The organism is Citrobacter sp. wls613 (genome assembly GCF_005281195.1).
Classification (GTDB): Bacteria; Pseudomonadota; Gammaproteobacteria; order Enterobacterales; family Enterobacteriaceae; genus Citrobacter; species Citrobacter gillenii.
Genome location: NZ_SZXN01000034.1, coordinates 55,468 through 80,200, shown reverse-complemented (window position 1 = coordinate 80,200; position 24,733 = coordinate 55,468). Strand labels below are relative to the sequence as shown.

Annotated in this window: 24 protein-coding genes and 1 pseudogene; 15 read left to right on the top strand and 10 right to left on the bottom strand. The window is 49.7% G+C overall.

The window, feature by feature from the left end; translation table 11 throughout:
- Nucleotides 1-73 precede the first annotated feature (73 nt).
- Both FDX01_RS05025 and dgcJ read right to left on the bottom strand, forming a co-directional pair.
- On the bottom strand, nt 74-577 hold the full coding sequence (locus FDX01_RS05025) for a YbaK/prolyl-tRNA synthetase associated domain-containing protein (protein WP_135912163.1): 504 nt from the start codon (nt 575-577) through the stop codon (nt 74-76).
- A 45-nt stretch (nt 578-622) separates the two neighbouring features.
- A complete protein-coding gene (dgcJ, locus tag FDX01_RS05020) occupies nt 623-2,113 on the bottom strand; it encodes a diguanylate cyclase DgcJ (protein ID WP_096757320.1) in 1,491 nt (496 codons plus the stop codon).
- A 177-nt stretch (nt 2,114-2,290) separates the two neighbouring features.
- On the opposite strand from dgcJ, the gene FDX01_RS05015 reads away from it, so the two are divergent.
- From FDX01_RS05015 to FDX01_RS05005, 3 genes are read left to right on the top strand one after another with little or no spacing between them, the layout of a single operon-like run.
- Nucleotides 2,291-3,061 carry a class I SAM-dependent methyltransferase gene (locus FDX01_RS05015; RefSeq protein WP_117342967.1) on the top strand — a complete coding sequence of 257 codons (771 nt, stop codon included), beginning with the start codon at nt 2,291-2,293 and terminating at the stop codon, nt 3,059-3,061.
- A 13-nt stretch (nt 3,062-3,074) separates the two neighbouring features.
- On the top strand, nt 3,075-3,485 hold the full coding sequence (locus FDX01_RS05010) for a hemerythrin domain-containing protein (RefSeq protein WP_117342968.1): 411 nt from the start codon (nt 3,075-3,077) through the stop codon (nt 3,483-3,485).
- 38 nt (nt 3,486-3,523) lie between these two features.
- Complete coding sequence (locus FDX01_RS05005; RefSeq protein ID WP_170973041.1) at nt 3,524-4,156, top strand: CatB-related O-acetyltransferase; 633 nt, start codon at nt 3,524-3,526, stop codon at nt 4,154-4,156.
- An 86-nt stretch (nt 4,157-4,242) separates the two neighbouring features.
- Here FDX01_RS05005 and FDX01_RS05000 read toward each other — a convergent pair whose 3' ends face one another.
- Both FDX01_RS05000 and yeaG read right to left on the bottom strand, forming a co-directional pair.
- Nucleotides 4,243-5,520 (bottom strand): YeaH/YhbH family protein, encoded by a 1,278-nt coding sequence (locus tag FDX01_RS05000; RefSeq protein WP_096757316.1) that lies wholly within the window; start codon nt 5,518-5,520, stop codon nt 4,243-4,245.
- Between the two features lie 122 nt (nt 5,521-5,642).
- Nucleotides 5,643-7,577, bottom strand: a complete 1,935-nt coding sequence (yeaG, locus tag FDX01_RS04995; RefSeq protein WP_096757315.1) for a protein kinase YeaG — start codon at nt 7,575-7,577, stop codon at nt 5,643-5,645.
- 433 nt (nt 7,578-8,010) lie between these two features.
- On the opposite strand from yeaG, the gene FDX01_RS04990 reads away from it, so the two are divergent.
- Together FDX01_RS04990 and FDX01_RS04985 are read left to right on the top strand one after the other, a co-directional pair.
- Nucleotides 8,011-8,757, top strand: a complete 747-nt coding sequence (locus tag FDX01_RS04990; protein ID WP_115258696.1) for a MipA/OmpV family protein — start codon at nt 8,011-8,013, stop codon at nt 8,755-8,757.
- Between the two features lie 165 nt (nt 8,758-8,922).
- Entirely contained in the window at nt 8,923-9,777 is an 855-nt protein-coding gene (locus FDX01_RS04985; protein ID WP_137399343.1) for an aldo/keto reductase, read from the top strand.
- 36 nt (nt 9,778-9,813) lie between these two features.
- Here FDX01_RS04985 and FDX01_RS04980 read toward each other — a convergent pair whose 3' ends face one another.
- On the bottom strand, nt 9,814-10,698 hold the full coding sequence (locus FDX01_RS04980) for a D-hexose-6-phosphate mutarotase (RefSeq protein ID WP_137399342.1): 885 nt from the start codon (nt 10,696-10,698) through the stop codon (nt 9,814-9,816).
- A gap of 76 nt (nt 10,699-10,774) precedes the next feature.
- Nucleotides 10,775-11,770, bottom strand: coding sequence for a glyceraldehyde-3-phosphate dehydrogenase (gene gapA / locus FDX01_RS04975; protein ID WP_096757311.1), 996 nt, complete (start codon nt 11,768-11,770; stop codon nt 10,775-10,777).
- Between the two features lie 341 nt (nt 11,771-12,111).
- On the opposite strand from gapA, the gene msrB reads away from it, so the two are divergent.
- Complete coding sequence (gene msrB / locus FDX01_RS04970) at nt 12,112-12,525, top strand: peptide-methionine (R)-S-oxide reductase MsrB (protein WP_168246963.1); 414 nt, start codon at nt 12,112-12,114, stop codon at nt 12,523-12,525.
- 41 nt (nt 12,526-12,566) lie between these two features.
- On the top strand, nt 12,567-12,842 hold the full coding sequence (locus FDX01_RS04965; RefSeq protein ID WP_115258693.1) for a YeaC family protein: 276 nt from the start codon (nt 12,567-12,569) through the stop codon (nt 12,840-12,842).
- Nucleotides 12,843-12,903: 61 nt separating this feature from the next.
- On the opposite strand, the gene yajD is transcribed toward FDX01_RS04965, so the two are convergent.
- Both yajD and FDX01_RS04955 read right to left on the bottom strand, forming a co-directional pair.
- On the bottom strand, nt 12,904-13,248 hold the full coding sequence (gene yajD / locus FDX01_RS04960; protein ID WP_003030690.1) for an HNH nuclease YajD: 345 nt from the start codon (nt 13,246-13,248) through the stop codon (nt 12,904-12,906).
- A 93-nt stretch (nt 13,249-13,341) separates the two neighbouring features.
- The gene (locus FDX01_RS04955; protein ID WP_137399341.1) at nt 13,342-14,595 is read right to left on the bottom strand and encodes a glycoside hydrolase family 18 protein; all 1,254 of its coding nucleotides are present in this window, start codon (nt 14,593-14,595) and stop codon (nt 13,342-13,344) included.
- A 297-nt stretch (nt 14,596-14,892) separates the two neighbouring features.
- Between FDX01_RS04955 and FDX01_RS04950 the strand changes: the two genes are divergently transcribed.
- The 8 genes from FDX01_RS04950 to FDX01_RS04915 all read left to right on the top strand — a co-directional run bounded on the left by FDX01_RS04950 (nt 14,893) and on the right by FDX01_RS04915 (nt 23,638).
- Nucleotides 14,893-15,969, top strand: coding sequence for a zinc-binding dehydrogenase (locus tag FDX01_RS04950; RefSeq protein WP_137399340.1), 1,077 nt, complete (start codon nt 14,893-14,895; stop codon nt 15,967-15,969).
- Nucleotides 15,970-15,995: 26 nt separating this feature from the next.
- The gene (locus FDX01_RS04945) at nt 15,996-17,375 is read left to right on the top strand and encodes an MFS transporter (RefSeq protein WP_137399339.1); all 1,380 of its coding nucleotides are present in this window, start codon (nt 15,996-15,998) and stop codon (nt 17,373-17,375) included.
- A gap of 17 nt (nt 17,376-17,392) precedes the next feature.
- Nucleotides 17,393-18,436 carry an NAD(P)-dependent alcohol dehydrogenase gene (locus FDX01_RS04940; RefSeq protein ID WP_137399338.1) on the top strand — a complete coding sequence of 348 codons (1,044 nt, stop codon included), beginning with the start codon at nt 17,393-17,395 and terminating at the stop codon, nt 18,434-18,436.
- 24 nt (nt 18,437-18,460) lie between these two features.
- Nucleotides 18,461-19,297 carry a ketose-bisphosphate aldolase gene (locus FDX01_RS04935; protein WP_137399337.1) on the top strand — a complete coding sequence of 279 codons (837 nt, stop codon included), beginning with the start codon at nt 18,461-18,463 and terminating at the stop codon, nt 19,295-19,297.
- 4 nt (nt 19,298-19,301) lie between these two features.
- Nucleotides 19,302-20,249, top strand: coding sequence for a sugar kinase (locus FDX01_RS04930; protein WP_096757303.1), 948 nt, complete (start codon nt 19,302-19,304; stop codon nt 20,247-20,249).
- Between the two features lie 9 nt (nt 20,250-20,258).
- The gene (locus FDX01_RS04925) at nt 20,259-21,242 is read left to right on the top strand and encodes an aldo/keto reductase (RefSeq protein ID WP_096757302.1); all 984 of its coding nucleotides are present in this window, start codon (nt 20,259-20,261) and stop codon (nt 21,240-21,242) included.
- A 134-nt stretch (nt 21,243-21,376) separates the two neighbouring features.
- The gene (locus tag FDX01_RS04920; protein ID WP_096757301.1) at nt 21,377-22,135 is read left to right on the top strand and encodes a DeoR/GlpR family DNA-binding transcription regulator; all 759 of its coding nucleotides are present in this window, start codon (nt 21,377-21,379) and stop codon (nt 22,133-22,135) included.
- 144 nt (nt 22,136-22,279) lie between these two features.
- The gene (locus FDX01_RS04915) at nt 22,280-23,638 is read left to right on the top strand and encodes an MFS transporter (RefSeq protein WP_137399336.1); all 1,359 of its coding nucleotides are present in this window, start codon (nt 22,280-22,282) and stop codon (nt 23,636-23,638) included.
- A 35-nt stretch (nt 23,639-23,673) separates the two neighbouring features.
- On the opposite strand, the gene pncA is transcribed toward FDX01_RS04915, so the two are convergent.
- Both pncA and ansA read right to left on the bottom strand, forming a co-directional pair.
- Nucleotides 23,674-24,312, bottom strand: coding sequence for a bifunctional nicotinamidase/pyrazinamidase (pncA, locus tag FDX01_RS04910; protein ID WP_137399335.1), 639 nt, complete (start codon nt 24,310-24,312; stop codon nt 23,674-23,676).
- A 13-nt stretch (nt 24,313-24,325) separates the two neighbouring features.
- A pseudogene (gene ansA, locus FDX01_RS23510) lies at nt 24,326-24,733 on the bottom strand (asparaginase); the annotation flags it as partial.

Genomic DNA, 24,733 nt, shown 5'->3' with positions numbered 1-24,733 from the left:
TAGTGATGTATACGCTATTTGGGCGAACGCATAACCGTGCGTTTCTGTGCCGGTAACGGGGCGTTATAGCGTGTTATTGCGTGCGGCGAAACGTGACTAACTCCGGTTGCGCAATGCGCAGGTAATCCTGGGTGTCCATAATGACCGATTTTTCCAGCACCCCGGCGTTAAAGGCAATCTCATCAAAACGCTCGAACAAGAGTGGATCGGCGACCAGCTTGAGCTGAGGATGGAAGCTGAAGGGAGGAATGGCACCAAAGACGCATCCCGTCAGTTCATCCACTTCAGCAGGGCTTGCCAGGGAGGCCCTCAAGCCGCCAAGATGGCTGGCGAGTTGGCTCAGATCAGCCTGTTGATCGGCAGAAAGAATAGCAAGCACATGCTGATTGACGCCATTGCCTTTCACTTTACACACCAGGGCTTTTGCACCCTGACCCAAGGCTGTGCCACGAATCTCTGATACCGCTTCGCATTTGCCGACGGCGTCGTGGCTGACCACGCGGTACGTTGCGCCGTGTTCCGACAATAACGCGACCAAACGTTGATGGGTTACATTACCTGTATTTACTTCCGTCATGTCTTACTCCTGATACCACAATAAAAATCCTGCGCAGAAAAAGTATCACGAACGAGGGTGCTTTTTCTGTTTGTTGAGATACAGCTGGGCGTCAGAGGCTTTGTAAGCATCGTTAATGGTGTCACCCGGCTGCATATTATAAATGCCGGCGGAAAAGCTAACGGAGGTCCCCGGCGCAATAATATGTAAGTTCTCGTCGATCCGTTCCAGCAACTGAGGAGTGAGCTCGGCAGGATAATCGATCAGAATCATGCAGAACTCATCGCCCCCGAGGCGAATAGCATAATCACTTTTGCGGATCGCGTTTTGAATCGCTTTGGCCAGAATAGTGATAATACGATCGCCTTCCTGGTGTCCCAGCGTGTCATTAATGGTTTTTAGCTTGTCACAATCAATAGCGATAAATGTCACCCGCGTTCCGGCGTTGACCAGTTGCTGCAAACGTTGCTCAAGCGTTGGCGTTAAGATTTTACGGTTGTACAACCCGGTCATTGCATCGCTGATATTTTCGCGCCGGACGTTATGATACAAACGAAAGTGGGTTCTGACCAAATTCAGCAGTAGCGCGGTTGCCAGCAGGTAAAAAGCGAAAATTTTCCAGGAAGAGACAATAAAGTACATTAAATCAAGGGAGAGTGTGATCCGTATTCCGCCGGGAATATCATTAACATATTGCACATACTGGAACAGGTTTGATTCACTCTGGTTGATGACGATCTCTTTTCCTGAACTGACGTCAGACAACGTGACGTTCAGATAACGCCAGACGAGGGGACGATCGCTGGTATAAAAAATATGCCGCAGATTGTCCTTGTTCACATCCACCATCACGACGCCTTTGAGTTTACCGGCGTAATAGACCGGGGTGATAAAGCTCATGACTTTTTCTTGCGTCAGGTCATCCTCATAAATACTGGAAATGACGGTGCGGCCGGTAAAAACATCATCGATATCGTTCTGGTGAATTCCCAGCGTGCCTTTTTGCAAAAAAGACCAATGATTCATCGTGAACTGATTAGAGTTAATCAGGTTGTAGAAATAGATATAGTTATTATTTAAATCAATGTAATAACGAAATTTATACTCCAGTGTGGCTAATCCATGGCCATAATCGACCAGTTCACGATTGACGTTGACCGCCTGGTCGAAAGCGGGCAACAAGAATATGTCATCAAGTTGTTCAATACAGTTTGCTGAGTGGGTCTGTAAAGTACCGCGTAACGGCAGGTAGCTATGTGAGGTGAGATTCAGCCCGTACGTGCCGTTAACGTGCTCAAATGCCTGGCACAGTGCTTTTCGTTGTTCAGCAGAAACAGGGGCTTTGGGCGATGAAAAACGGCGCATTAAATGGGCGGCAATACTCTGATTAGTGTATTTATCATACAGGAAAGAAGAGTCGGCTTTCTCAATGACATAACGCATATAGGCGTTCATTGCTCGATCGCTGGCAATCAGTTCGTACACCAGAAAAGAAGAGGTCAAAACAATAACGCTTACGGAGATAAAGTGCCGGAGCGCTTTATGATGAAATTTCATAATGTTTTTCAGCCCTGTAAGTCCGATACTTCAGTTTATCACACGCTAAACGTCCACTCTAACGGTATGGGAATGACCCATTGTTGGCTATTTTTGTAATAAAAATCATTCGTACTCTTCACCTTTAATCTTTAATGTTGTATTTATAATGCAACTTATAGAAAAGGAGACAGGCCGATGAGTACGATGGAAAAAGCAGGCCATACATTTCTGGCCAGCCTGGGGAAAACCCGCCTGCGCCCGGGGGGGATAGAAGCCACAGAATGGCTGTTCAGCCAGTCGCAATTGACGTCAGACAGTCAGGTGCTTGAAGTGGCGTGTAACATGGCGACCACGGCGATTGAACTGGTGCAACGCTTTGGCTGCACTGTATACGCCATTGATATGGATAAAAGTGCGCTGGTTAAGGCGAGAAATAACGTCGCTGTCCATGGGCTGGAAAATCATATTCATGTCATGGCCGCTAATGCGAATACTATTCCTTTCGCCGACAACAGTTTTGACGTGGTGATTAATGAAGCCATGCTCACGATGTACGGTGATAAGGCTAAGACGAAGTTGATTGCGGAATACCATCGGGTACTGAAACCTGGTGGGCGCTTGTTAACCCATGACATTATGTTTACGGCGCAAAAACTGGGAGAGGGCGATCAAAACCAGCTTCAGCAGGTTGTGAAGTCAAATGTGAGTCCGCTGACGCAGCAAGGCTGGCGCGATCTATTTCTGGGCGCGGGATTTGAACAGGTGCTACAGCAAAATGGTGAAATGTCGCTAATGTCGCCGCAGGGGTTAATTCGTGATGAGGGATTTAACGGCGCCCTTAAAATTGCTTATAACGGACTACGCACGCATGAGAATCGCCAGCGTTTTCTTAAGATGTTCCGTTTTTTCCGCGCACAGCGTCACCAACTCAACTATATCGCCTGCTGTTCCGTAAAGGGTAAATAAAAAGGATAAAGGGATGAATCTGGATAAAATGAAACATCAGCACGTTGATATTCTCGAAAAAATATCTTTTCTACGTACGTTAAGCCAGTCCGGGGTATCATCCAATGCGCAGCAAATTGCTGCGGCGATCGTGAGCATGAGTGCGATCATTAAAACGCATCTGTCAGCGGAAGATCAGTTTCTTTATCCTCAAATTGAACAGGATGGGAATAGTAAACTCAGACAGGTCAGTACCCAATTTCAACGTGAAATGGCGGATATTGTTGGTGAGTATGATGCGTTTTCGCGCCGCTGGAATATTGCCAGCAAGCTGATGGGTAATGACGAGGCGTTCAGACGCGACGCCAATACCGTATTACGCAAAGTGTTTGAGCGTATGCAGCGGGAAAATAAAGATTTCTATCCGCTGGTAGAAAGGATGTAATGTGCGTTAAGAACATAACTGAGTAAAGGGCTACTGGAATGTCAGAAAAACACTGGTCGAGAATGGAATATCTTCACCAGACAGTGACGAATCCCAATATCGTAATTAAAGGGACGCACAGTTATTACAGCGACTGCTGGGATAAAGGCTTTGAGGCTTCAGTCGTGCGATATTTACTTGGCGACGAGGTTAGCAGAGAGTGGGAACCGCTCGGGCATCTGGATAAGTTGATCATCGGTAATTTCGTCTGTATTGGTGCCGAGAGCGTGATTGTTATGGGGGGAAACAGTACCCACCGGTTGGACTGGATAAGTCTTTACCCCTTTATGGCGTCCATCAACGATGCCTACCAGTTTCGCGGAGACACGGTTCTCAAGGATGGCTGTTGGTTAGGTATGCGCGCGATGATTATGCCTGGCGTGACGGTTGGAGAAGGCGCTGTCGTGGCTGCGGGTGCTGTCGTGACCAAAGATGTACCTCCGTATGCGATTGTCGGCGGGAATCCGGCGAAGATCATAAGATATCGACTTCCCGAAGAGGATATTAAACGATTGCTGGCGCTGGATTTGTATCAACTGGCGGAAGAGACGCTGGTGGCGTTGCAACCGCTGTTGTCATCTGGCGATATTTCAGCGTTGGAGTTGAGCGTTGCCCGGCAGAGACAAGTGTAAACGGCGTATTGGACGTAGAGTGGGCGTATCATGTTGAAAAATCAGCCAGAAACAGTACGTAACTGGCCGATCGTCAATGGTTCATCTCAACTTGTGGCACTCTGCTTATGAAACAGTTCCCGGAACACCGGATAGATATCATCCTGGTCACGGATATGTTGCATGGCAAAGTTATCAAAGGTCGATTGCAGATGCTCGTACTCACGCCATAAGGTCTGGTGCGCGCGACGGGTGATTTCGATATAGCTATAATATCGCACCACCGGCAGCAGTTTTTTCGCCAGAATCTCATGGCACAACGGTGAGTCATCCGCCCAGTTATCGCCATCTGATGCCTGCGCCGCATAGATATTCCACTGGGCAGGATCGTAACGATCTTTCACCACTTCATCCATCAACTTCAGCGCGCTGGAGACGATGGTGCCCCCGGTTTCCTGAGAGTAGAAGAACTCATGCTCGTCCACCTCTTTTGCCTGGGTATGGTGGCGAATGTAAACCACTTCCACGTTTTTGTAGGTACGGCTTAAGAACAGATACAGCAGAATGTAAAACCGCTTGGCCATATCTTTCGTTGACTGATCCATCGAGCCGGAAACGTCCATCAGACAGAACATCACCGCCTGGCTGGAAGGATCGGGTCGTTTTTCATAATTTTTATAGCGTAAATCAAAGGTGTCGATAAACGGGACGCGTTCAATTTTTGCCCGCAGTTCAGCAATCTCTTTGCGTAGGCGTTCTTCCTCCAGCAACTGCGCCGGTTCTGTATTGGCGATGGTCTCCAGGTCAGCTTCAAGCGCGTGCAGCTCCCGACGTTTACCTGCCGTCATCGCCGTGCGGCGCGCCAGTGAGTTTTGTAGGGAACGCACCACGCTGATATTGGCTGGCACCCCGTTGGAGGTGAAGCCCGCACGGTGGGTTTTGTATTCCGTTAACTGACGTTGCTGATTTTGCTTCAGATTCGGCAGTGCCAAATCTTCAAACAGCAGATCCAGATACTCATCTTTAGAAATTTGAAACACGAACTCATCCTGGCCTTCTCCATCCTGGCTGGCCTGGCCTTGCCCGCTTCCCGAACCCCCGCCGCCGCCCTGAGGGCGTTCTATACGGTCGTTCTGCACAAAATGGTCGTTACCCGGATGTACGCGATGGCGCAGGCCTCCACGCCCCTGATGGAACATCGGTTCGCTAATATCATCGGTTGGGATAGAGACAGACTCGCCACTATCGACATCAGTCACCGAACGCTTATTAATGGCCTCGGAGATCGACTGTTTAATTTGTGATTTATAACGGCGCAAGAAGCGCTGGCGGTTAACCGTGCTCTTGTTTTTACCGTTAAGACGTCGGTCTATGAACCAGGTCATATGCCCCCCGTACTGCCAACTGTTCGCCATGTCTGTAAGTGCCGGATGGCGCTGGCGCTTATCCGGCCTACGGAACATTGTTTTGCATGCCCGGTAAGCGCATGCGCCACCGGGCACTTATGTTAAGACGATTTACGTACGCGCAAATACCATTCGCACAGTAAACGCACCTGTTTACGCGTGTAGCCTTTTTCCATCATGCGGTCGACAAAATCGTCGTGCTTTTTCTGCTCGTCAGTTGAGGTTTTAGCGTTAAACGAAATGACCGGCAGCAACTCCTCGGTGTTGGAGAACATTTTCTTCTCAATAACCGTGCGCAGTTTTTCGTAACTGGTCCAGTTTGGATTACGACCGCTGTTATTCGCTCTGGCGCGCAGAACAAAGTTGACGATCTCATTACGGAAATCTTTCGGGTTGCTGATACCCGCCGGTTTTTCAATTTTTTCCAGTTCTGAATTCAGCGACTCGCGGTCAAACAGCTGACCGGTATCCGGGTCACGGTATTCCTGATCCTGGATCCAAAAATCCGCATAGGTGACATAACGGTCAAAAATGTTCTGTCCATACTCGGAGTAGGATTCCAGATAGGCGGTCTGGATCTCTTTGCCAATAAATTCAGCGTATTTCGGGATCAGATAACCTTTCAGGAACTCGAGATAACGTTCGGACTGCTCCTGCGGGAACTGCTCGCGCTCAATTTGCTGCTCCAGAACATAGAACAGGTGCACCGGGTTGGCTGCCACTTCTACATGGTCAAAGTTAAACACGCGGGAGAGGATCTTAAACGCGAAGCGCGTTGACAGACCGTTCATCCCCTCATCGACTCCGGCGTAATCCCGGTACTCCTGGTAGGATTTCGCTTTCGGATCGGTGTCTTTCAGGCTCTCGCCATCGTAAACGCGCATCTTCGAGTAGATGCTCGAGTTTTCTGGCTCTTTCAGGCGAGAAAGAATGGTAAAGCGAGACAGCGTTTCCAGCGTACCCGGTGCGCACGGCGCGTGGGTCAATTCACTGTGATTAAGCAATTTCTCGTAGATTTTGATCTCTTCGGAAATGCGTAAGCAATACGGAACCTTCACGATGTATACGCGGTCAAGGAAGGCTTCGTTATTTTTGTTGTTACGGAACGTCACCCATTCAGATTCGTTTGAGTGGGCAAGAATGATGCCGTTAAACGGCAGGGCAGAAATACCTTCTGTCCCGTTGTAGTTACCTTCCTGCGTTGCGGTCAGCAGAGGATGTAGCACTTTAATCGGTGCTTTAAACATCTCCACGAACTCCATAATCCCCTGGTTAGCCCGGCACAGTGCGCCGGAATAGCCGTAGGCATCCGGATCGTTCTGGGCGTGGTGTTCGAGTTTACGAATATCCACTTTGCCGACCAGCGCGGAAATGTCCTGGTTGTTCTCATCACCCGGTTCCGTTTTGGCGATAGCGATTTGTTCCAGAATAGACGGCCACACTTTAACCACGCGGAATTTGGTGATGTCTCCACCAAAATCATGCAGACGCTTCGCGGCCCATGGCGACATAATGGTGCCAAGATAGCGACGTGGGATCCCGTACTCTTTCTCCAGGATTTGTGCATCTTCCTGCGGATTAAACAGGCATAACGGGTGATCGTTAACCGGGCTGCGTTCACCGTTGGCGCTCAGGACATAAATCGGTACCCTCTGCATCAGCGACTTCAGTCGCTCAGCAAGAGAGGATTTTCCTCCCCCTACAGGCCCCAGCAGATACAGGATCTGCTTCTTCTCTTCCAGCCCCTGCGCCGCGTGCTTCAGATAGGAGACAATCTGTTCAATCGCGTCTTCCATGCCGTAAAACTCTTCAAACGCGGGATAACGTGCAATAACCCGGTTAGAGAAGAGTCGAGAAAGTCGAGGTTCATGGGCAGTATCGACCATGACAGGCTCACCAATAGCCATTAATAGCCGCTCTGCCGCGTTGGCATAAGCACTGCGATCTTGCCGACAAGTGGTAAGAAACTCCTGCAGCGTGAACTCTTCGTCCTTGGCAGCTTCATAACGCTGGCGATAGTGATCGAATATATTCATGGTATGCCGTCCTTTCGTTTTTTAGCACATGTTAAGAGCCGTTCATATGAATAGTAGAGGCCCCTGAAGAGGTAAACTGAACGACGTCGCTGCTGGAAAAATAAGCAACTCTCATGCCATTTTGATGGTCAGAAGATCAACGTATTCGGTGATACACCTTCTAAAATTAAGCGTAGATGGCATTTGCAAAACTTGCCTGCGCGCGCAAACGAATTTCAATGGCATATCAATAACTCATCGGCAAAAAATAGACATCTTATGTAAAGAAATAGGGCGGAATTCATGCCTTGTTCATCGGACTGCAAGTAAAATGTCATCACTCGCTGAGAAATTAGAGGGTTACATAACGAGATGAATACGTAAAATAGTTGGGCTGTCACGCAATGACGGTTACACTTTGGGTGCTTTACATTTGAATAAGGAATTATGGACTGTGACCAAACTCAAACTTCTGGCACTTGGCGTGCTTATTGCCACTTCTTCCAGCGTAGCACAAGCAGAAAGCGACCTGTCGCTGGGCGCGGGCGTTGGTGTGGTTGAGAACGCTTATAAACAATACGATAACGACGTTTACCCGGTACCTGTAGTGACCTATGACAGTGAGAACTTCTGGTTCCGTGGGCTGGGGGGCGGTTACTACCTGTGGAATGACAATACCGATAAGTTGTCTGTCATGGCTTACTGGTCACCGATGTACTTTAAGCCGGGCGACAGCGATAACAGTCAATTGCGTCGACTGGATAAACGTAAGAGCACCATGATGGCCGGTCTGTCTTACGTCCACAATACGCAATACGGCTTCCTGCGTACCAGCCTTGCGGGAGACGCGCTGGACAACAGTAATGGTATCGTCTGGGATCTGGCGTGGTTATATCGTTACACTAACGGTGGCCTGACGCTGACGCCGGGGATCGGTGTCGAGTGGAACAGCGAAAACCAAAACGAATACTATTATGGTGTATCGCATCATGAATCCTCTCGCAGCGGCCTGCGTAGCTACGATCCAAATAGCAGCTGGAGCCCGTACCTGGAGCTGAGCGCAAATTATAACTTCATCGGCAACTGGAGTGCATACGCGACGGCGCGTTATACCCACCTGTCTGATGAAGTGACCGACAGTCCGATGGTAGACAAATCCTGGACGGGTCTGATCTCTACGGGTATTACCTACAAGTTCTGATAGCTGAACATACTGAACAGAAGCCCGCATTACAGCGGGCTTTTTTGTGTCTGCTGGCAGGCCGGGCAACAAATAGCCCAAACGATGATGGTGCAATTTGTGCACCATTACAGGACACATGCGCACTGTTTTGCTTTACTGTGGTGCAAAATACAGGAGAGTGCGATGACAGATAAACAGGTGATGTTTACCGGGCAGGCCACGCTTCCTGCTATCGGGCAGGGGACGTGGTATATGGGTGAAAACGCCCATTGCCGGGGAGCTGAAGTGGCGGCGCTGCGTGCTGGACTGGATCTGGGTTTGCGCCTTATTGATACTGCAGAAATGTACGCAGATGGTGCAGCGGAAGAGATCGTCGGCGAGGCGTTATTGAGGCGACGCGATGACGCTTTTCTGGTATCAAAAGTTTATCCTTGGAATGCTGGGGGCCAGAAAGCCATCGCGGCCTGCGAAGCGAGCCTGCGGCGACTGAAGACCGATTATCTGGATCTCTACTTACTGCATTGGACGGGTAATTTTTCATTTGCAGAGACGGTTGAGGCGATGGAAAGGTTGATCGCGCAAGGGAAAATCCGCCGCTGGGGCGTTTCTAACCTCGACTATGAAGACATGCAGGCGCTATGGCAGGTTACTGGTGGACAGCAGTGTGCCACGAATCAGGTGCTGTATCATCTGGCGTCACGCGGCATTGAGTTTGATTTGCTGCCATGGTGTCAGCAACGGCAGATACCGGTCATGGCCTACAGCCCGTTGGCCCAGGCGGGGCGTTTACGCAGAGATTTGCTCACTAATCCGGTGGTGAGTGAGATTGCGCACGCGCACAAGGCCAGCGCCGCGCAGATTTTATTGGCGTGGGTTATTCGACAACCGGGGGTGATAGCCATTCCGAAGGCGGCAAATGTCGCACACGTTGAGCAGAATGCCGCAGCGCTAAATATGACGCTTTCTGACGAGGAGTTGATGTTGTTAGACTCGGCTTTTCCTGCCCCAGCAGCTAAAACACCGCTAGATATGGCCTGATAAAACGCCAGTTGCCATCAGGCAACTGGCAAAATCTTAGCGCTTAGCAACACGAATTGTTTGTGCCAGGCGAGAAGGTTTCTCAGTGGTGGTTTTCTGCGGCGCGGTCGCGTAAGCGGTTTCTACGCAGACAAATGTTTTGTACCCGTCGTCCGGCATGTCACCCATGCTGACAGACAGGGCAGGCCCTGGGTTCCAGCCGACAACGTTCAGATGGTGATGGTGTACGACGTCGATGTTGCGGTTCAGTGAATCGTCATGGATGACGCTGCACGCTTCCGGGTTCAGATACACGCGGTCGGTGCGGTCCGGGAACGTCTGGATACCGTCAGCCAGGACATCTTCTTTCGCATCGTTAACTTTATCGATCAGACGGTCACCAAGGCCACTCACTTTCACCGCTGCAATGTCACCGACGTTAAAATAGGTGTGCAGCGCGGAGGTGGTTTCAAATTCACCGTGGGCTTCCAGTTCTATTTCACAAGTAGCACCCACTTTGAAACGCGCTAACAGCGTAAACTCATGCGGCCAAAGCTGACGCGTTTCAGCACTGCTTTGCAGTTCAAACGTCAGAACCACACCGTTGTCATCTTCGTTGTGCGCTTTCAGCGTCCACGGCAGATTACGGGCAAAACCGTGCGAGGGAAGCCCTGGCTGTGCCGCTGGGCCAAACCATGGCCAGCAAATAGGGACGCCACCACGCAGCGCTACGCCCGTTTTAAACGGCGTATTGTTGCTTAACCACAGGACCTCATCTTCGCCGGTCGGTTTCCATGACAGAAGATGCGCGCCCTGTAGGGCGAAAGAGGCTTTAACCTGCGGGTGATCGACCACCACGACCTCCAGTTCGTCCAACTGACGACGGGAGAGGACAGGGGAAATTTGTTCGATTATCGGAAGTGCAAAAATTTTATTAATCATGATGCAATCCTTGATGTTGAAAACCATAAAAAAAGGCGACCGAGGTCGCCTTTTTGGATCAGATTTTCATCTCAACTTATTTGGAGATGTGAGCAATCAGATCCAGAACTTTGTTTGAGTAGCCGGTTTCGTTGTCGTACCAGGATACCAGTTTCACGAAGTTGTCGTTCAGTGCGATACCTGCTTTAGCATCGAACACGGAAGTGCAAACTTCACCGTTGAAATCGGTAGATACAACGTCGTCTTCGGTGTAACCCAGAACGCCTTTCATCGGGCCTTCGGAAGCAGCTTTGATTGCTTTCTTAATTTCTTCGTAAGAAGCAGCTTTTTCCAGACGAACGGTCAGGTCAACAACGGATACGTTCGGAGTAGGAACGCGGAACGCCATACCAGTCAGTTTGCCATTCAGTTCTGGCAGTACTTTACCTACTGCTTTAGCAGCACCGGTAGAGGACGGGATGATGTTCTGTGCTGCGCCACGACCGCCGCGCCAGTCTTTGTGAGACGGGCCATCAACGGTTTTCTGAGTCGCGGTGGTCGCGTGAACGGTAGTCATCAGACCTTCGATAATACCGAAGTTGTCGTTGATAACTTTAGCCAGCGGAGCCAGGCAGTTAGTGGTGCAGGAAGCGTTAGAAACGATGTCCTGACCTTCGTATTTGTCAAAGTTAGCGCCTTTAACAAACATCGGAGTGTTGTCTTTGGACGGGCCAGTCAGAACCACTTTTTTCGCGCCAGCAGTGATGTGCTTACGAGCGGTTTCGTCTGTCAGGAACAGGCCAGTAGCTTCAGCAACTACGTCAACACCAACTTCGTCCCATTTCAGGTTAGCCGGATCACGTTCAGCGGTAACACGGATTTTTTTACCGTTTACGATCAGATGACCGTCTTTCACTTCAACGGTACCGTTGAAACGGCCGTGAGTGGAGTCATATTTCAGCATGTAAGCCATGTAGTCAGCGTCTAACAGGTCGTTGATTGCAACGATCTCGATGTCAGAACGTTCTTGAGCAGCACGGAAAACAATGCGACCGATACGGCCAAAACCGTTGATACCTACTTTGATAGTCATATATTCCACCAGCTATTTGTTAGTGAATAAAAGGTTGCCTGTAAAATTACAAAAACCTTACGCAGCGTCAAGCGGAATCGTGTCAATCATTGCGACAAATCAATCTGCTGCCTAAGCTTTGCGCAACTGACTCGCCTCACTCTTCCTTTGGGCTTGAAACCACATGGGGGCGGCGGCCCGAATTTTAAAGAGCAATCAAGATAAAAACGTGATTGCTATCACGATTTATAGGCTGCCATTTCGCAATGATCAAGTTTAGAACAAAAGTTCGCCCTGCGGTGTTAATGTTTTGTTAGAATCTGTCTCGCAATGTGAGTTTAGATAAAGCGAGATGTGAGCAAATGGCTAATCAACCTTCTCCAGAAGACCTAAAGAAAAATTTATCCGAAATGCAGTTCTATGTGACACAAAACCATGGGACAGAACCGCCATTTACCGGGCGTTTGCTGCATAACAAGCGGGACGGTGTTTACCACTGCCTGATCTGTGACAAACCGCTGTTTCGTTCTGATACAAAATATGATTCTGGCTGCGGCTGGCCTAGCTTTTACGAGCCTGTCAGTGAAGAGGCGATTCGTTACATTAAGGATACGTCACATGGCATGCAGCGCATTGAAATTCGTTGCGGCAACTGTGATGCGCACCTGGGACATGTCTTCCCGGATGGTCCAAAACCTACCGGTGAACGCTACTGCGTCAACTCAGCGTCTTTGAACTTTACCGACGATGAAAACGGTGAGCAGATTAAAGGCTGAAGAAGCGATTCAGCAAATTATTCTACGGGAGTGGGTTTAAGATGAATCTTGATGAGATGATTAACAGCATGACGCCGGAAGTTTATCAGCGCTTATCGACGGCCGTTGAGCTGGGAAAATGGCCGGATGGCGTCGCGCTGACGGCAGAACAAAAAGAGAACAGCATGCAACTGGTGATGTTATGGCAGGCGCGTAACAATATCGATGCGCAGCATATGACTATCGACACCAACGGTGAGATGGTCATGAAGAGTAAGCAGCAGCTGAAAGTTGAATTTGGGATAACGCCTGAGCCGATTGCGACGTTCAAATCCTGATTGTGGAAACAACATGAATTTGCAGGTCCGGCACGGCTTACCGTAACGGACCTGCAAAGTCTTACTTCTTGTTCATCATCGCCTTAAGGTCGGCAAACGGGTTGTATTTCGCCTCGCCGACGTCTTTCTGCGCATCTTCGCCCGCTACCACGGTAGAACCATACTGATCCACTTCGGTGTATTTCGAGTGCTCATGATCGTGGCAATACAGGCATAACATCTCCCAGTTACTGCCATCTTCCGGGTTATTGGAATGGTCATGATCGATATGGTGTACCGTCAGCTCGCGCAGGTTGGAATACACGAACTCGCGCGAACAGCGCCCGCAGACCCAGGGGAACAGTTTAAGCGCCTTTTCCCGGTATCCGACTTCCAGACGGGCGTAATTTTTAGGGATAAAAGCCATAAAACCTCGTGCTCCTGTAGAATATGAAAAGCTGCGCCAACGTCAGGCGCAGCAGATGGTGATAATCATAACCTATTGTGCACGACGTGGGGATCAGTGTTTAATCCCTAACGACTCAGCCAGCTGCTTAGCCAGTTGGTTTTTATCGTCCGCGCCATACTCCCAGAACATGGCCCCGCCCAGCCCCTTGCTCTTGATGTAGTCTGCTTTGATTGCCACCGATCGTGGGTTCTCGTAAGAAAGGGCAAACAGCGCTTTGCCGTCAGCCGACTGCACCGACAGCCATGGCACTTTTGCTTCATCATCCCAGTGCTGGGTAAAGCGTTTTTGCGGATCGTTGATGAGCTTCGCCACAATGTCGTTGTATTTCACATAGGTATCTTTGGTCAGATCCACGCCCAGTGATTTGAACAGTTCAATTTGCTGGGCGCTGAAGTAGGGCTGGGTGACCGGATTTTTCTGCGCATCGGGTTTGCTCCAGTCAATCCCTGGCTCGACGGCGCGTTTAGGCACCCGGCCATAGAAACCAATTCCCAGGTTCATCTGGCTCGGTTTTAATCCTGCGGCAAGATAGTTACTAACCACAAAATCGGCGCTGTATTTATCTGCCGCCGCCACCGTTGGCCATTGTGTTGAATCATAGAGATTGGCGTTGAAGTACTGAGTGCCGTAAGCCATGTCATAGGTCATCAGATTGATGTAATCGAGCGACGGGGCTATCGCCTTCATGTCCACCCAGCTTTTCGGGCTACCCGCGTTTGCGCCCACGGCAATGGTGACCAGTTTTTGCTGGCCCATTGCGCTACGCAGTTCTTTCAGTAGCGAGGTAAAGTTATCCCGATCGGCGGGTTGGCTATCGACCAGTCCCCATGCACCGTTTACCGGGTACTCCCAGTCGAGATCGATACCATCCAGGCCGTATTTCTTCACAATCTCCTGTACGGACCGAATAAACACTGCTCGCGTTTCTTTGGTTGCCGCCGCACCTGAGAATCCGCGCGCCCCCCAGCCACCCACAGAAAGCAGCACTTTCAGGTTAGGGTTTTGCTTACGCAATGTGGGGATCTTCTGCAAGTCAGCCTGTACTTTTGGCGACAGCCAAATCTGATGCAGCTTGCTGGCATCTTTTAATGCGTCATTGGTTTCGTCTTTTTCGTTGTTGTAGACCAGACCAAAGGAGTAATTGAGATGGGTAATCTGGCGGACGTCCAGTTTATCAATATCGCCACCGGGACCGGCAGTAACATCGCCACCGCCGTTAAAGTAACCGACAGACATCAGGGTATTAGCGGACACAACGCTCGCGCAGAGCAGGGGTAATGCTGCCAGCAAAGGCAAAAGTTTCATCGGTGTTCCTCTTTGACATTTAAACAAGCAAACACGCCACGATAATGGCGTGGCGAAAAAAACAGCTCTCGCAGGCTAGCAGTTTACAAAAAGGAAAAATGCGAAGGGGTTCACGCCATGTTTAGCGAAGCGGCTTCCATGGTCCTTTGAAATTTGGGATATGTTCACTTCTATTTGTGATCTGAGTTGTGAAATACAGATCATTATCTTTGTTTTAAAGATTTTATGTTGACCTTGAAGATGGCGTGGTTAAGTATTGGTGCCACTGATGCAAAACTAAACACAAAGGAAGATGCAATGAAAGCACTGGCAAGATTTGGTAAGGCCTTTGGCGGCTATAAGATGATTGACGTGCCGGAACCAGTATGTGGTCCGGATGACGTAGTGATTGAAATCAAAGCGGCGGCTATCTGCGGTGCGGATATGAAACACTACAACGTCGACAGCGGTTCCGATCAGTTCAACTCCGTTCGCGGTCACGAATTTGCCGGCAATATTGTGCAGGTAGGGGAAAAGGTCAAGGACTGGAAAGTTGGCCAGCGGGTGGTTTCTGACAATAGTGGGCACGTCTGCGGCGTTTGCCCGGCCTGTGAACAAGGTGATTTTCTGTGTTGTACAGAAAAAGTGAATTTGGGTCTGGATAACAATACCTGGGGCGGTGGATTTTCAAAATACTGTCTGGTACCGGGTGAGATCCTCAAAATTCACCGTCACGCGCTGTGGGAAATCCCGCAGGGTGTTGATTATGAAGACGCCGCGGTGCTGGACCCTATCTGCAACGCTTATAAATCTATCGCTCAGCAATCAAAATTCCTTCCCGGTCAGGATGTGGTGGTCTTCGGTACCGGTCCATTAGGCCTCTTCTCGGTCCAGATGGCTCGCATTATGGGGGCCGTCAATATCGTGATGGTCGGGCTGGAAGAGGACGTTGCGGTGCGTTTCCCAATCGCCAAAGAATTGGGTGCGACGGCGGTAGTCAACGGTTCGACCGAAGATGTGGTCACGCGCTGCCAGGAAATCTGCGGGAAAGACAATCTGGGGCTGGTCATCGAATGCTCCGGTGCCAATATCGCCCTCAAACAATCGATCGAAATGCTGCGTCCAAACGGTGAAGTCGTCCGCGTGGGTATGGGCTTTAAACCGCTCGATTTCTCCATCAACGACATCACGGCGTGGAACAAAAGCATCATCGGTCATATGGCCTATGACTCCACGTCCTGGCGCAACGCGATTCGCCTGCTGGCCAGCGGCGCGATCAACGTTAAACCGATGATCACTCACCGTATTGGTCTCTCACAATGGCGCGAAGGGTTTGACGCTATGGTCGATAAAACCGCGATTAAAGTGATCATGACTTACGACTTTGATGAATAACCTATTTATTAAAGGAACGTTATCGCATGGAAAAAATAACAAAACCGCACTGCGGCGCCAGGTTGGACAGGCTGCCTGACTGTCGCTGGCATTCATCGATGTTTGCCATGGTCGCCTTTGGATTACTGGTGTGCTGGAGCAATGCCGTCGGCGGATTAATTCTCGCACAGTTAAAAGAACTGGGCTGGACCGATAATTCCACTACCGCCACGTTTTCTGCAATTACCACGGCGGGCATGTTTCTTGGCGCGCTTGCCGGGGGAATTATCGGGGATAAAACCGGGCGCAAAAATGCCTTTATCCTGTATGAAACGATTCATATTATTGCCATGGTCGTGGGGGCGTTTTCGCCAAATATGGCCTTCCTGATCGCCTGCCGTTTTGTCATGGGGGTGGGATTAGGCGCGCTTCTGGTGACCTTATTTGCCGGGTTCACCGAATATATGCCTGGCAGAAATCGCGGTACCTGGTCCAGTAGGGTCTCGTTTATCGGTAACTGGTCTTATCCGCTGTGCTCGCTGATTGCAATGGGGCTGACGCCGTTAATCAGTGCTGAATGGAACTGGCGCGTGCAACTGCTGATCCCGGCGGTGCTGTCGCTGATTGCAACCGCTATTGCCTGGCGCTGGTTCCCCGAGTCGCCTCGCTGGCTGGAGTCTCGTGGGCGCTATCAGGAGGCTGAAAAGGTGATGCGGGCCATTGAGGAGGGCGTGGTTCAGCAGACGGGTAAACCGCTGCCGCCGGTGGTGATAGAAGATGACGGTAAGCCCCCACGCTCTGTCCCATATTCGGCTCTATTAACCGGCGTATTACTCAAGCGCGTTATTTTAGGTTCCTTCGTTCTGATTGCCATGAATGTCGTGCAGTACACCTTAATTAACTGGCTACCGACGATATTTATGACTCAGGGTATTAACCTAAAAGATTCCATTGTTTTAAATACCATGAGTATGTTCGGTGCGCCGTTTGGAATATTTATCGCCATGCTGGTGATGGATAAAATTCCCAGAAAGACCATGGGTGTGGGCTTATTAGTTTTAATCGCTGCGCTGGGATATATCTACTCACTGCAAACCAGCATGCTGCTAATTACGTTAATTGGCTTCTTCCTGATTACCTTTGTGTATATGTATGTTTGCTACGCTTCGGCGGTGTATGTTCCGGAAATATGGCCGACCGAAGCAAAACTGCGTGGCTCCGGACTGGCAAATGCGGTAGGGCGCATCAGCGGTATCGCCGCACCTTACGCGGTAGCTGTACTGCTTAACGGTTACGGTGTGACGGGGGTATTTGTGCTGCTGGGGGCGGTATCCATTATTGTCGCCATCGCCATTGCTACTATCGGAATTGAAACCAAAGGCGTCTCTGTCGAAAGTCTCGGTATTGATGCCGCGACCAGCAAATAATATTGATGGGAAAGAAAATGCAAAATTCAAAAGCAATATTAAAAACACCCGGCACGATGAAAATTATTACCGCCGATATGCCGGTACCGAAAGAGCATGAAGTGCTGATTAAAATTGAATACGTCGGTATTTGCGGCTCAGATGTTCACGGTTTTGAATCGGGCCCTTTTATTCCGCCGAAAGATCCGAATCAGGAAATCGGTCTCGGGCACGAATGTGCAGGTACTGTGGTGGCGGTAGGGAACCGCGTATCCAAATTCAAACCCGGCGACCGGGTCAATATCGAGCCTGGCGTGCCGTGCGGTCACTGTCGTTATTGTCTGGAAGGGAAATACAACATCTGCCCGGACGTCGATTTTATGGCCACCCAGCCAAACTATCGTGGTGCGCTAACCCACTATCTGTGCCATCCGGAGAGCTTCACCTACAAGCTGCCCGACAATATGGACACCCTGGAAGGGGCGCTGGTAGAGCCTGCGGCAGTGGGGATGCACGCTGCGATGCTGGCAGATGTTAAACCGGGTAAGAAAATCGTCATTCTGGGGGCAGGCTGTATCGGCTTAATGACTCTGCAAGCCTGTAAATGCCTGGGCGCAACCGATATTGCCGTCGTTGATGTGCTGGAAAAACGCCTGGCTATGGCCGAGCAGCTTGGGGCGACGACCGTCATCAACGGAGCTAAAGAGGACACGGTTGTCCGCTGCCAGCAGTTCTCTGGCGATATGGGGGCCGACATTGTTTTTGAAACCGCAGGCTCGGCGATCACCGTCAAGCAGGCCCCGTATCTGGTGATGCGCGGCGGAAAAATCATGATCGTCGGCACGGTGTCCGGTGATTCGGCAATTAATTTCCTCAAAATTAACCGTGAAGTCTCGATTCAGACCGTTTTCCGCTATGCCAACCGCTATCCGGTCACCATTGAGGCTATCTCCTCTGGTCGTTTCGATGTGAAGTCGATGGTGACGCATATTTACGATTATGAAGATGTGCAGCGCGCGTTTGATGAATCCGTTAATAACAAACGCGACATTATTAAAGGCGTTATTAAAATTAATCATTAATTAATTGAAAAGGGAGAAATAACCATGCTAGCAGATATTAAATATTGGGAAAATGATGCTCAGGATAAACATTACGCTATCGCTCACTTTAACGTGTGGAATGCGGAAATGTTAATGGGGGTAATTGATGCGGCGGAAGAGGCAAAATCGCCGGTCATTATCTCATTCGGCACCGGGTTTGTCGGTAATACCTCGTTTGAAGATTTTTCGCATATGATGGTTTCCATGGCGAAAAAGGCGGCGGTGCCGGTGATTACCCACTGGGATCACGGGCGCAGTATGGAGATTATCCATAACGCCTGGACCCACGGCATGAACTCGCTGATGCGTGATGCTTCCGCTTTTGATTTCGAGGAAAATATTCGCCTGACCAAAGAGGCGGTCGATTTCTTCCATCCGCTGGGTATTCCGGTGGAAGCCGAGTTGGGGCACGTGGGTAATGAAACGGTCTACGAAGAAGCGCTGGCCGGCTATCACTACACCGACCCAAGCCAGGCGGCTGAGTTCGTTGAACGTACCGGCTGCGACTCGCTGGCGGTAGCGATTGGTAACCAGCACGGCGTCTATACCTCCGAACCGAAATTGAACTTTGACGTGGTTAAACGCGTACGTCAGGCGGTATCTGTGCCGCTGGTGCTGCACGGCGCTTCCGGCATCAGTGATGCGGATATTAAGAAAGCCATTTCATTAGGTATTTCGAAAATCAATATCCACACTGAACTGTGTCAGGCCGCGATGGTCGCGGTGCAAGAAAACCAGGACCAGCCGTTCCTGCACGTCGAGCGTGAAGTACGTAAAGCTGTAAAAGAGCGCGCGCTGGAGAAAATCAAACTGTTTGGTTCAGACGGTAAAGCGGAATGACAATATGGATAGAATCGAGGTTATTTGTATAGGGGCGGCCATTGTTGATATTCCCTTGCAGCCGGTAAGTAAAAATATCTTTGATGTAGACTCTTATCCGTTAGAACGTATTGCCATGACCACCGGGGGAGATGCGATTAATGAAGCGACGATTATTTCTCGCCTCGGTCATCGCACCGCGTTAATCAGTCGGGTAGGTAATGATGCCGCCGGGAATTTTATTCTCGACCACTGTCGACGCGAGAATATTGATATCCAGAGTCTGAAACAGGACGCGGATATTGATACTTCTATTAACGTGGGCTTAGTGACCGCCGATGGCGAACGCACCTTTGTGACTAACTGCAACGGCAGCCTGTGGAAACTGAATATTAGCGATGTCGATTTTGACCGTTTCTCGCAGGCAAAGCTGCTATCGCTGGCAAGCATCTTTAATAGCCCCTTGTTGGACGGCAAAGCGTTAACGGAGATATTTATTCAGGCCAAAAAGCATCAGTTGATCATTTGTGCCGACATGATTAAGCCGCGGCTTAATGAAACGCTGGACGATATTCGCGAAGCGCTGAGCTATGTCGATTATCTGTTTCCCAATGTCGACGAGGCGAAACTGCTAACCGGGAAAGAGACGCTGGATGAGATAGCAGACAGTTTTCTGCACTGCGGTGTGAAAACGGTAGTGATTAAAACCGGTAAGAAAGGCTGCTTTATCAAGCGTGCTGATATGAAAATGGCGGTACCTGCGGTTTCGGGAATTACCGCTATCGACACCATCGGTGCGGGCGATAATTTCGCTTCGGGGTTTATCTCTGCGCTGCTTGAAGGCAAACCGCTACGCGACTGTGCGCTGTTTGCTAACGCGACGGCAGCGATATCGGTACTCAGCGTGGGCGCTACGACGGGCGTGAAAAACAGAAAACTGGTTGACCAACTTCTCGACGAATACGAAGGGTAATAGCGGCAGATGAAAATGATTCCTTTAGGCAGTACGGATATTACGCTTTCCCGCATGGGACTGGGCACCTGGGCCATCGGTGGCGGCCCGGCATGGAACGGCGATCTTGATTTGCAGGTTTGCATCGACACCATTATCGAAGCGCATCGTTGCGGCATTAATCTGATTGATACCGCACCGGGCTACAACTTCGGTAATAGCGAGAAGATTGTGGGGCAGGCGCTGAAAAAACTGCCGCGCAACGAGATTGTTGTCGAAACCAAATGCGGCATTGTCTGGGAGCGGGAAGGTAGCCTGTTCAATAAAGTGGGCGAACGCCAGCTGTATAAAAATCTCACGCCCGAGTCGATTCGTGAGGAGGTGGACGCCAGCCTGCAACGGCTCGGTATCGACAGCATTGATATTTATATGACCCACTGGCAGTCGGTAGAGCCTTGTTTTACACCGATTGCGGAAACGGTCGATACGCTCAATGCGCTCAAGAAAGAAGGGAAAATCCGTTCTATCGGCGCGGCGAACGTGGATGCTGAGCATATTCGGGAGTACGTAAAACACGGCGAGCTGGATATCGTGCAGGCTAAGTACAGCATCCTCGACCGGGCGCTGGAAACTGAGCTGCTGCCGCTCTGTCAGCGGCACGGCATTGTGGTTCAGGTCTATTCCCCGCTGGAACAGGGGTTGCTGACCGGAACTATCACACGGGATTATGTTCCCGGCGGCGCGCGGGCTAACAAAGTCTGGTTCCAGCGCGAAAATATGCTGCGCGTGATTGACATGCTAGAACGCTGGCAACCGCTGTGTGCTAAATACCGCTGCACAATCCCGGCGCTGGCGCTGGCGTGGATTTTAAAGCAAAGTGATTTAATCACCCTGTTAAGCGGAGCGACGGCGCCAGAGCAGGTTCGTGAAAACGTCGACGCCCTGACGATCGCGTTAACCGACGCGGATTCTTTATTGATGCGAGAAATGGCAGAAGCATTGAATAATAAATAGGTAAATAGAAAACGCCTCTGTTTCTGTGTAAAAGACCATAAAATCTGTGATTCAGACATGTTGTTTTGAAAATAAACATAGCCTGTGAGATACTGGTAACTTATCATGATGTTGAAGGAAACAGAGGTGTAATCGTGGCGGCAAAAGACAGAATTCAGGCTATCAAGCAAAGGGTAGCCAACGACAAGAAAGTAACGGTATCTAATCTGAGCGCTATTTTTCAGGTTACAGAAGAAACGATTCGCCGCGATCTTGAAAAGCTTGAAGATGAAGGTTTTCTGACCCGTACGTATGGTGGTGCGGTACTAAATACCGCCGCGCTGTCTGATAACATTCATTTTTACAAGCGAGCTAAATCATTCTATGAAGAAAAGCAGAAGGTCGCTCGCAACGCACTGCCGTTTATTAAAAATAAGACCACTATGGCGGCTGACTCCAGCAGTACTGCAATGGAGTTATTAAAGCTTCTGAAGGAACGTAATGACCTCACATTATTAACCAACTCGGCGGAAGCCTTTCATGAACTGGCACAGTCTGAGATTAATGTGGTTTCGACGGGGGGAGAATTAAACAAAAATACGCTGTCACTACAGGGGCGTATTACCAAAGAGATCATCAGCCGATATCACGTTGATATCATGGTGATGAGTTGTAAAGGACTGGATATCGCCAACGGTGCGCTTGATTCAAACGAAGCTGAAGCAGAGATCAAGAAAACCATGATTCGTCAGGCTGCTGAAGTAGCACTGTTGGTTGACCACTCAAAGTTCGATCGTAAAGCATTTGTTCAGTTGGTAGATCTTAGTCATATTAATTACATAATAACAGATAAAGCACCGGGTGCAGAATGGATTTCCTTTTGCAAGGAAAATAATATCCAGCTCGTATACTAATAACGGGATTGTGATATCGATAGCGTTTTAGTTTGCATCCGGATAATGCCCAATAAAATGATGATGGTAAATGCGGCAAAGTTAACTCTGCCGCGCGTTGCCATAATTTATTATTTTATATTTTGCTGCATTTGAGGCATCCAGATGGAACAATATGAATATATCGGTGCAAGACTAGATCGCTTACCTTTCTCGCGATTTCATTTTCGTATTTTTGGTATCATAAGTTTTGGTTTATTACTGACCGGGTTTCTTAGTTATTCCGGTAACGTGGTACTGGCAAAGTTGGTTAGTAACGGTTGGTCAAATAATTATCTCAATGCAGCGTTTACGTCTGCGCTGATGTTTGGTTATTTCATCGGATCGCTGAGCGGTGGATTTATTGGTGATTATTTTGGTCGCCGTAAAGCATTTCGTATCAATCTACTGATTGTTGGCATTTCTGCAATCGCCGCATCTTTTGTTCCCAACATGTACTGGTTGATCTTCTTTCGAGGCCTGATGGGAACCGGCATGGGGGCGCTGATTATGGTGGGCTATGCCTCATTCACTGAGTTTATTCCGCCGGTGGTGCGCGGAAAATGGTCTGCGCGTCTGTCTTTTGTTGGCAACTGGTCGCCGATGCTGTCGGCGGCGGTTGGTGTGGTTGTTATCTCATACTTAAGCTGGCGAGCGATGTTTTTAGTCGGAGGCGTGGGAATGCTGCTGGCCTGGTACATTTCTGGAAAATACTTTATTGAGTCTCCCCGGTGGCTGGCAGGTAAAGGTCAGCAGGACATGGCGGAGAAGCATTTATTCGATGTTGAGTTGCAGGTAGAAACAGAAAAGCAAATCACATTACCATTGTGTCCAATACCGAAGAGAAAGAGCGAACTCCGCACCGTAGACGGGTCATTCTGGCTGTTATTCAAAGGACAGATGCTGCGTCGGACACTGGTGGCTATTACGGTATTGATTGCGATGAATATCTCACTGTATACCATTACCGTATGGATCCCGACTATTTTTGTTAACTCGGGTATTGCTGTGACGAAGTCCATTTTGATGACTGCGATTATTATGATTGGCGCACCGGTAGGTATTTTTATTGCGGCATTGATTATCGACCGCTTTCCGCGACGTCTCTTTGGTTCGTTGCTGTTAATTATTATTGCACTTTTAGGCTATTTTTATTCGATTCAAACGCAGGAGTGGGCGATTTTAAGCTGTGGTCTGGTCATGATTTTCTTTTTATATATGTATGTCTGTTTTGCCTCTGCGGTATATGTCCCGGAACTGTGGCCAACGCATCTCAGATTACGTGGTTCAGGTTTTGTCAATGCTGTGGGTCGAATTGTCGCCGTCTTTACACCCTATGGCGTTGCCGTATTATTGACTCAATATGACTCTGTTACCGTGTTTATCGTCCTGGGTATCATGCTGGTGGTATGTGCGCTGATCCTGTTTTGTTTTGGTATTGAAACCCGCCTGGTTTCACTAGAAGAAATCTCAACTTTGGGGTGATTACTTGCCTGATGGCTGTACCATCAGGCAACGTTCTATCTTTGCGTTTCTTCCCAGTCTGCCAGCGTATACAGCGTTGCACCCGCAGCGGCCATTTCCATAAACGCCTGCGTGCTGTCCTGAGGCTGAATATTCACCCCTCGACAACCGTCGGTAATGACGTTCACCCTATAGCCCAATTCCAGCGCATCGAGGACGGTAAACTTCACGCAGTAGTCGGTTGCCAGCCCCATGATGATGAGGTCGGTAATACGCTGTTGCATAAGCCACGCATTCAGTTCCGTTGCCTGACGGCGACCGTTATCAAAAAATGCGCTGTAGCTGTCAACCTGCGGGTTTTCGCCCTTATAGAACGTCTTATCAATGCCGCGCTGATTCAGCAGAGGGTGCAAGGCCGCTCCCTGCGAGTTCTGTACACAGTGATCCGGCCAGAACGTCTGCGCCAGGCCATCCAGTTGTCCCTGCGTGTAAGGGGCGACCTGATGCTGGCTGGCAAAGCTGCCGTGATTAGCCGGATGCCAGTCCAGACTGGAAACAACCTTCTCACCACGCAGCGAACACCAGTCAATCAGGCGATTGGCGACATCCACGGTGCTATCACCTTCTGGAACGGCAAGTGCGCCTCCGGCACAAAAATCGTTTTGCAAATCAACCAGCAGTAATGCTCGTGCCATCGTCACTCCTCCTTCAATCATCCGGCGTCAGTTCACCGCGCAGGTTTTGCGTCATCGCGTCACGGATGGCCTGCGTGTCCAGCCCCTGGCTCAGCAAATAATGCAGCTTGGTCAGTGTTGCTTCAACGGTCATATCCGCACCGCCAATCACGCCCGCATGTGCCAGCGCATTCCCCGTCGCATAACCGCCCATGTTGACCTTGCCGGACATGCACTGCGTGAGGTTAATGACCACAATACCGCGTGAGCTGGCATCCTCAAGCTCCTTCAGGAACTCTTTATTCTGCGGGGCATTGCCCACGCCGTAAGAACGCAGAATTAACGCTTTGACTGGCTGGCGCAGGAAGTTACGCACCACGTCTGCGGAAATTCCAGGATAAATCGTGACCACGCCAATCGGCTGCGGGGTGATAGGGTGCAC

Excerpts from the sequence above, each read along its gene's own strand:
- FDX01_RS04955 (WP_137399341.1), bottom strand. The coding sequence starts at position 14,595 with ATGAAACTTTTGCCTTTGCTGGCAGCATTACCCCTGCTCTGCGCGAGC.
- FDX01_RS04950 (WP_137399340.1), top strand. The coding sequence starts at position 14,893 with ATGAAAGCACTGGCAAGATTTGGTAAGGCCTTTGGCGGCTATAAGATG.
- dgcJ (WP_096757320.1), bottom strand. The coding sequence starts at position 2,113 with ATGAAATTTCATCATAAAGCGCTCCGGCACTTTATCTCCGTAAGCGTT.
- FDX01_RS05010 (WP_117342968.1), top strand. The coding sequence starts at position 3,075 with ATGAATCTGGATAAAATGAAACATCAGCACGTTGATATTCTCGAAAAA.
- FDX01_RS04915 (WP_137399336.1), top strand. The coding sequence starts at position 22,280 with ATGGAACAATATGAATATATCGGTGCAAGACTAGATCGCTTACCTTTC.
- msrB (WP_168246963.1), top strand. The coding sequence starts at position 12,112 with ATGGCTAATCAACCTTCTCCAGAAGACCTAAAGAAAAATTTATCCGAA.
- FDX01_RS04945 (WP_137399339.1), top strand. The coding sequence starts at position 15,996 with ATGGAAAAAATAACAAAACCGCACTGCGGCGCCAGGTTGGACAGGCTG.
- pncA (WP_137399335.1), bottom strand. The coding sequence starts at position 24,312 with ATGGCACGAGCATTACTGCTGGTTGATTTGCAAAACGATTTTTGTGCC.
- FDX01_RS04940 (WP_137399338.1), top strand. The coding sequence starts at position 17,393 with ATGCAAAATTCAAAAGCAATATTAAAAACACCCGGCACGATGAAAATT.
- FDX01_RS04930 (WP_096757303.1), top strand. The coding sequence starts at position 19,302 with ATGGATAGAATCGAGGTTATTTGTATAGGGGCGGCCATTGTTGATATT.
- yeaG (WP_096757315.1), bottom strand. The coding sequence starts at position 7,577 with ATGAATATATTCGATCACTATCGCCAGCGTTATGAAGCTGCCAAGGAC.
- FDX01_RS04935 (WP_137399337.1), top strand. The coding sequence starts at position 18,461 with ATGCTAGCAGATATTAAATATTGGGAAAATGATGCTCAGGATAAACAT.
- FDX01_RS05015 (WP_117342967.1), top strand. The coding sequence starts at position 2,291 with ATGAGTACGATGGAAAAAGCAGGCCATACATTTCTGGCCAGCCTGGGG.
- FDX01_RS04985 (WP_137399343.1), top strand. The coding sequence starts at position 8,923 with ATGACAGATAAACAGGTGATGTTTACCGGGCAGGCCACGCTTCCTGCT.
- FDX01_RS05025 (WP_135912163.1), bottom strand. The coding sequence starts at position 577 with ATGACGGAAGTAAATACAGGTAATGTAACCCATCAACGTTTGGTCGCG.
- FDX01_RS05005 (WP_170973041.1), top strand. The coding sequence starts at position 3,524 with ATGTCAGAAAAACACTGGTCGAGAATGGAATATCTTCACCAGACAGTG.
- FDX01_RS04965 (WP_115258693.1), top strand. The coding sequence starts at position 12,567 with ATGAATCTTGATGAGATGATTAACAGCATGACGCCGGAAGTTTATCAG.
- FDX01_RS05000 (WP_096757316.1), bottom strand. The coding sequence starts at position 5,520 with ATGACCTGGTTCATAGACCGACGTCTTAACGGTAAAAACAAGAGCACG.
- FDX01_RS04925 (WP_096757302.1), top strand. The coding sequence starts at position 20,259 with ATGAAAATGATTCCTTTAGGCAGTACGGATATTACGCTTTCCCGCATG.
- yajD (WP_003030690.1), bottom strand. The coding sequence starts at position 13,248 with ATGGCTTTTATCCCTAAAAATTACGCCCGTCTGGAAGTCGGATACCGG.
- FDX01_RS04980 (WP_137399342.1), bottom strand. The coding sequence starts at position 10,698 with ATGATTAATAAAATTTTTGCACTTCCGATAATCGAACAAATTTCCCCT.
- gapA (WP_096757311.1), bottom strand. The coding sequence starts at position 11,770 with ATGACTATCAAAGTAGGTATCAACGGTTTTGGCCGTATCGGTCGCATT.